The organism is Paenibacillus ihuae, assembly GCF_001368795.1.
GTDB lineage: Bacteria > Bacillota > Bacilli > Paenibacillales > Paenibacillaceae > Paenibacillus_AQ > Paenibacillus_AQ ihuae.
Genome location: NZ_LN831198.1, coordinates 3,040,762 through 3,046,636 on the forward strand (window position 1 = coordinate 3,040,762; position 5,875 = coordinate 3,046,636).

General features: G+C 40.7%; 4 protein-coding genes. 3 read left to right on the plus strand and 1 reads right to left on the minus strand.

Translation table 11 applies throughout. The features are described from left to right. The 3 genes from AQR02_RS13800 to AQR02_RS13810 all read left to right on the plus strand — a co-directional run. Positions 1-1,700, plus strand: a 1,700-nt coding sequence (locus AQR02_RS13800) for an ABC1 kinase family protein (RefSeq protein ID WP_209444157.1), incomplete at its 5' end; no start/stop codon positions are given. Positions 1,701-2,102: 402 nt separating this feature from the next. Then, positions 2,103-2,945: a sialate O-acetylesterase gene (locus AQR02_RS13805; protein WP_054940985.1), complete on the plus strand. Its 843-nt coding sequence runs from the start codon at positions 2,103-2,105 to the stop codon at positions 2,943-2,945. Then, positions 2,942-3,505, plus strand: a complete 564-nt coding sequence (locus AQR02_RS13810) for a PadR family transcriptional regulator (protein WP_054940986.1) — start codon at positions 2,942-2,944, stop codon at positions 3,503-3,505. The genes AQR02_RS13805 and AQR02_RS13810 overlap by 4 nt, the downstream gene beginning before the upstream one ends. Positions 3,506-3,702: 197 nt before the next feature. Here AQR02_RS13810 and AQR02_RS13815 read toward each other — a convergent pair. Beyond that, positions 3,703-5,875: U32 family peptidase (locus tag AQR02_RS13815; RefSeq protein ID WP_054942103.1), on the minus strand; the 2,173-nt coding region annotated here is incomplete at its 5' end.

Genomic DNA, 5,875 nt, shown 5'->3' on the forward strand with positions numbered 1-5,875 from the left:
AATTGATGAAGGATCTCCGGTTCAGAAGAACCATGCGGATGATTTTTAAGTTCGCCTGGGATTTCTGGTGGCTGGGCAGGCAAAAACATTTTATTTCCGGACGGCGCTTAGAAGCGAAAACAAAAGCCTTATATCGAAAACAGGCCGCCTTTTTTACGAAGACCGCAATGGATATGGGTGGATTAATTATCAAGCTTGGGCAGCATGTTAGTGCGCAAGTGGATATTTTGCCGAAGGAAATTATTGATGAATTGTCACAGCTCCAGGATTCCGTAGATTCCGTAGATTTTTCCGAGATACAGCAAAAGGTAGAGCGTGAACTCGGAGTATCCATAAGCGAGATTTTTGCTGAGTTTAATACAACTCCTATCGCAGCGGCTTCCTTAGGACAAGTACATCGGGCGACATTACGGACAGGTGAAGACGTTGCAGTAAAAGTTATGCGTCCCGGGGTTGAGGATATTATTGCAATTGATTGGAAATCCATACAAGTTGCTATTCGGTTAATAAAACGCTGGACCAAGATTAGAGACTTCATGGACCTCGATGCTGTATATGACGAGTTTCACGAGACCGTTATGGATGAGCTCGATTATCAAAAAGAGGGGCGAAATGCAGAAGAATTTCAGCTGCAGTTTATCCATCGGGATGATGTTGTTGTTCCAGCCATTCATTGGTCCTATACAACTTCAAAGGTTATAACTATGGAGTTTTTGGAAGGTGTAAAAATCAACAATTTTGCCCAGCTTGATGCTTGGGGTGTAGACCGGACTAAATTAGCGAAGTCATTGATTGAAATCTTCGTAGAACAGATTCTGTTAGAAGGCTTCTTCCACGCAGACCCGCACCCGGGAAATGTTCTCGTACAGCCTGACGGCACCATAGCATTAATCGATTTTGGAATGGTCGGACGAATTCCCGAGGATATGAAGGCACAAATGGTAGCCCTTTTAATGGCCGTGTATTTAAAAGATGCTCACGGCGCCATCGATGCCCTTACCCGATTGAGATTTTTAAGACGGAATGTAGACTTAGAGGTGTTTTCAAGAAATCTTACATCCTTATTTGAACAAATCAACGGGGATACGTTTGACCTCAGTTTTGTGACATCAGGTGACAATGCTGAAGAGTTACGGGATTTCCTCTATTCTCAGCCCTTTCAGTTACCTGCAAATACAACATTTTTGGGAAAAGCCATAGGCACGGTGTATGGGCTTTGTACGGGACTGGACCCTGAGCTTGATTTGATTGGGACCGTTAAGCCTTATGTTGAAGAGGTTGTACGTAGCGATTTACGGGGAAGTGTCTTCTCCAACGTTGTAGATGAAGGCAAGAATCTTCTCAAAGGAATCCTTCCTACGACAAAGAAGTTCATTTCGGCAGTAGATAAAATGGATAGCGGAAATTTACGGGTAAAGCTATCGAGTTCCTTTGAGAAAAAATTGATAGAGACGCAAAATAAGAATACACAGCGAATAATTGCAACCATCATTGGAGCGGTATCCCTTCTGACTGCTGCAAACATGTGGAATGAAGTGAATCATATGGTTTCTTATGTGCTCGGCACTTTGGGGCTGCTCATTATGCTTAGCCAACTCAAAGTGAGAGAACGCCGCCGTGATGTAAGACATGCTAGGCAGATGAGGGCTATGCGGGAAAATAATAGGTTTGAAAAGTCGAAATTTACTTCCCGTGAATAACGGCCAAATAACAGCGGGCAAGCGTCCAATCCAGATCCGAGCCACAAATGAATGCGGCCATTCTCCTTACGGTCTGATTATTTTCTGGAGAATGAGGAAGGATCGGGCGCGCAAGCTGTTACGGCGAGAAATATAAAAGCAACGTTTTGCGCAAAGTCTGCTTGTCATTTCGCAACAACCGGCACGGCTGGAAACGCAGCTGAACTACTCTCCATTTGAGCTCGATTTAAATTAACATTTAATCGCATAAATCACAGATTCCATCATTCCACTATCTTTTTCCGTTAGTGTAAAAGTCCTTATCGAATGACCCGATGGGTAATTGACTATAGTCTAATTAGACTGTATAATTCGATTTAGTCTAATTAGACTATAATGGTGGTATACAGGAGTGAGGACTAAATGATAAAGTCATTCTTAATGTTGGGGCAGTCTAATATGGCAGGCCGTGGATTCTTGCATGATGTCGATCCTATTATTAATGAGAAAATAAAAATGCTGCGTAATGGACAGTGGCAGATGATGACAGAGCCGATTAATTATGACCGTCCGGTTTCCGGCGTAAGCCTGGCGGCTTCTTTTGCCGATGCCTGGTCGAAGGCCAATCCCGACGAAGAAATTGGTTTGATTCCTTGTGCGGAAGGCGGCAGTTCCTTGAATGATTGGCATCCGGAAGGCAACCTTTTTCAGCATGCTTTATCCGAAGCCCGCTTCGCTCTGCGGTCCAGTCAGATCTGCGGAATCCTGTGGCATCAAGGTGAGAGCGACAGTTATCGTTCGCTGCATGAATCTTATTACGAGAAATTAACCTTTATCATAGAGAGCCTGAGAAACGAATTGGATCTTGATGAGGTTCCGTTGATCATCGGCGGACTTGGTGATTTCCTTGGAAAGACTGGCTTCGGACAGCATGCGACAGAGTATCGGCAAGTCAATGAACATTTGCAGCACTTCGCTAAGGAACAGCAAAATTGTTTTTTTGTAACAGCGGCAGATTTGACTGCGAATCCTGATGGCATTCATTTAGACGCGGTTTCACAACGCAAATTCGGCTACCGCTATTTCGAGGCTTTTTCGAAAAAGTGTCATGTCATGGAGCCTATTCCTGGGGAGGATCAGTCGCTGCAAGTGGATCGGGAGTATTCGAAAACAGAACAAACCTTCCTTCATAGCCTGGATTTGGCTTCGGGTAAAATCACTTACGCGGAATTCGAGGCACAGATGGTAAAGGTGATGAAACCATGATCCCCTTACTCATCCTTGGCTTGCTCATCCAAATCCCTGGTGCTCACGGATATGAACTACTGGCTTTAATGGAAAAGCGCCATTACCAATACATTGTAAACTTCACGAAGGGCTCGTTTTATTACAATCTCCAGCAACTTGAAGAAAAAGGTTGGATTGAACAAATTCAGAAGAAACCTTCAACCATCGGACGCGAGATTCGGAACTATAAAATCACCGGATCGGGAATGGCTGAATTCGAAAAATTAATGGTCAAATACGGCACTAAATCGGAATATGTGAACCTGCAATTTTATGGGGCGCTGCTCTTTGCCGATCAATACGACAAAAACAAATTGCTGGAACTGATCCAATCGCAAATCGACCAGACTAAAACCCGAATTGCACTCCTTGATCAATACCTGTCCAACACACAAGAACTTCCCGGCAGAATCGATTACTACCGCCGCATGAACGAAAATTCCCGTTCCCATCACTTGATAAACTTAGAGTGGTTTGAACAATTGAAAACAGAAATAGCGGGACCTGGTAATGGCCAAACGGAAAATATCAAGTTTTAGAGCCGCCCAGTACTGGGCGGCTCTTTCTTGTTCTTTTATGTTAAGCTGAACGATTGCATGATCGATTTGTCCAACACCAGAAAACTACTACTCTTTGTGTTCAATGACCAAATCTTTAAAATCCTGAAAATAACCACCAAAGTTAACCGGGGCATTATCAAAGAAATACTCTTCGCCAGAACCATCCCTTTGACTACCTACACAATCTCTTTATTAAAATGTCCTCTTGTGTCTGTTTCCTGATTAAAGACAGCATTATTCATTGAGCCATTTAATTTACCTGACGCCATATTAATGACTTTCACAACCTGCTCTTTGGATTCAACTGTGAAGTTTAATCTGAGCGCCTCGATTCCTTTGATGTTTTGTAGCTCATCTAAAAGATTAAGCGTCTTCCCATTAAGGAGAGTCGTTGTACAATCACTATGGGAAATGATAGGGAACGTCCCGTGCTCATCTTTTAATTCATAGCTCTTCGTTTTGCAAATTCTGCATTGATTCATTTTTTTCATCGGACAATATTTTGTAAACATCAAAGGAGCTCTGCCATATACAATCATTTCCAGTGCAGGATAGCCGTCATTTTCTTCATAATAGGCATTCATTAAATCTTCTATTTGGCTCTTATTCAACTCATAAGATAAAGTGACTCGTTTAGCACCTAATTTATATAATTCATAGCAACTAGTAGCATTAACAACATTTAGAGAATAGTCTGTAACAAACGGATTCGTTGCTCTGTAGTGATAAATCCCACCATATCCTCCGATGAGCAGCTGCCCTTCTTTGTTCTTATACTTATTCTGATTTCTTCTAACCACGTTTTCAAAATAGATTTCCTTAATTCCGCAGCTCACGCAAGCATCATACTGTTCCTTAGTCGTTACAGAGGCAGTAAGGTATGGTTTTACAGGGGTAAAGCTTATTTTTTCTTTTGCTTCCAAAGCCTTGCTTCTTTTCTCTTGGCTGTTAAGCTTTAAATCATATAAGCCAAGGACAATCTCTCTTCTTGCTGCATTTAACAGTTTAGCTGGAATAAATGCATTGCATTCCTCAAACTCAACATGATTAAGCTCGAGTACCGTATCATTTAATCTGGAAAATTGCTTGATTACCTGGTCTTTCGTTGTTGGATTATTAATGGCTTCGCCTAGTATTTCCTCGCTTTCATATGAATAATGATGGCCCAAGCCCTCCGCATCTATGTGAAGCTTTGAATCTGGACATGCATATACTCTAATATCTAGGCTAAACCGCTTAAATTCTTTTTCCAGTGATGCTTCTAATTCTTTGTTATAGAAATAATCCTTCGTTTTATATACTAGATCTCCCACAGACAACTTTTCTTTGACTTTGATATAGCAGACATGATCTGCTTTGTTGATTAATTCGCCATCTTTATCGTACAGTTTTGCAACCGTTAAATTAACATCCTCTTGGTCATGACTTATTCTGATGGTATCGTTTTGACTTAAAGTACGTGTAAGTGTTATTTCATACCTATCTTTAAAAATCTTGCTGATTGTTCCAATTTCATAACCAAAGTTATTAGGTCTTAAGATGTTTGTAATATCTCTCTTATCTTCACGAAATAAATATCCTTTAGTAAATGTTCTATTGAATGTTTTTTTCAAATTTTCTTTATCTTCTTCGGTTATTTTATGATCTAAGGCCATGCGATATTTTGATACAACATTAGCAACATATGTAGGCACTTTCATTCGACCTTCTATTTTCAAAGAATCGATTTCTTTTAAATCCTTGATATAGTCGATTGTGTTTAAGTCCTTAGTAGATAAAATATGGTTTTTCCCTAAAGATGTATCTGATGTCTTATCCCTTAGTTCATACTCCTTACGGCATGAACCAACACATCTTCCGCGATTTGCGCTTCGATTGCCCATTAATCCTGACATTAGACAGTTTCCCGAGTAAGATACACATAAAGCACCGTGAACGAAAATTTCTAAAGGTATTTCAGCTATTCTTTTGATCTCTTTTACTTTTTCCATCTCAACCTCACGGGACAGAACAACTCTCTTAGCACCAAGTTCTTTTAATAATAAAGTTCCGTCTACATCGTCTATTCCCATTTGAGTTGAACAATGTGCTTCCATATCAAGAAAGTTTTTAACGATATAATCGAAAGCAGCCAGGTCCTGGACGATAATGCCATCGACACCAATTTCATTTAATTCGCGTATTTGCTCTTTCATCTCTTCAACTTCGTTTTCGAAAACGATGGTATTCATTGCAACATAGATTTTAACGTTCCTCAGGTGCGCATACGTAACAGCCTCTTTTAACGATTCTAAATCAAAATTAGATGAGTATGCACGTGCACCAAATTTTTGCATTCCTAAGTATACT

What these genes read in the sequence shown, in the direction of transcription:
- AQR02_RS13805 (WP_054940985.1), top strand. Translation starts at nt 2,103, where the DNA reads ATGATAAAGTCATTCTTAATGTTGGGGCAGTCTAATATGGCAGGCCGT.
- AQR02_RS13810 (WP_054940986.1), top strand. Translation starts at nt 2,942, where the DNA reads ATGATCCCCTTACTCATCCTTGGCTTGCTCATCCAAATCCCTGGTGCT.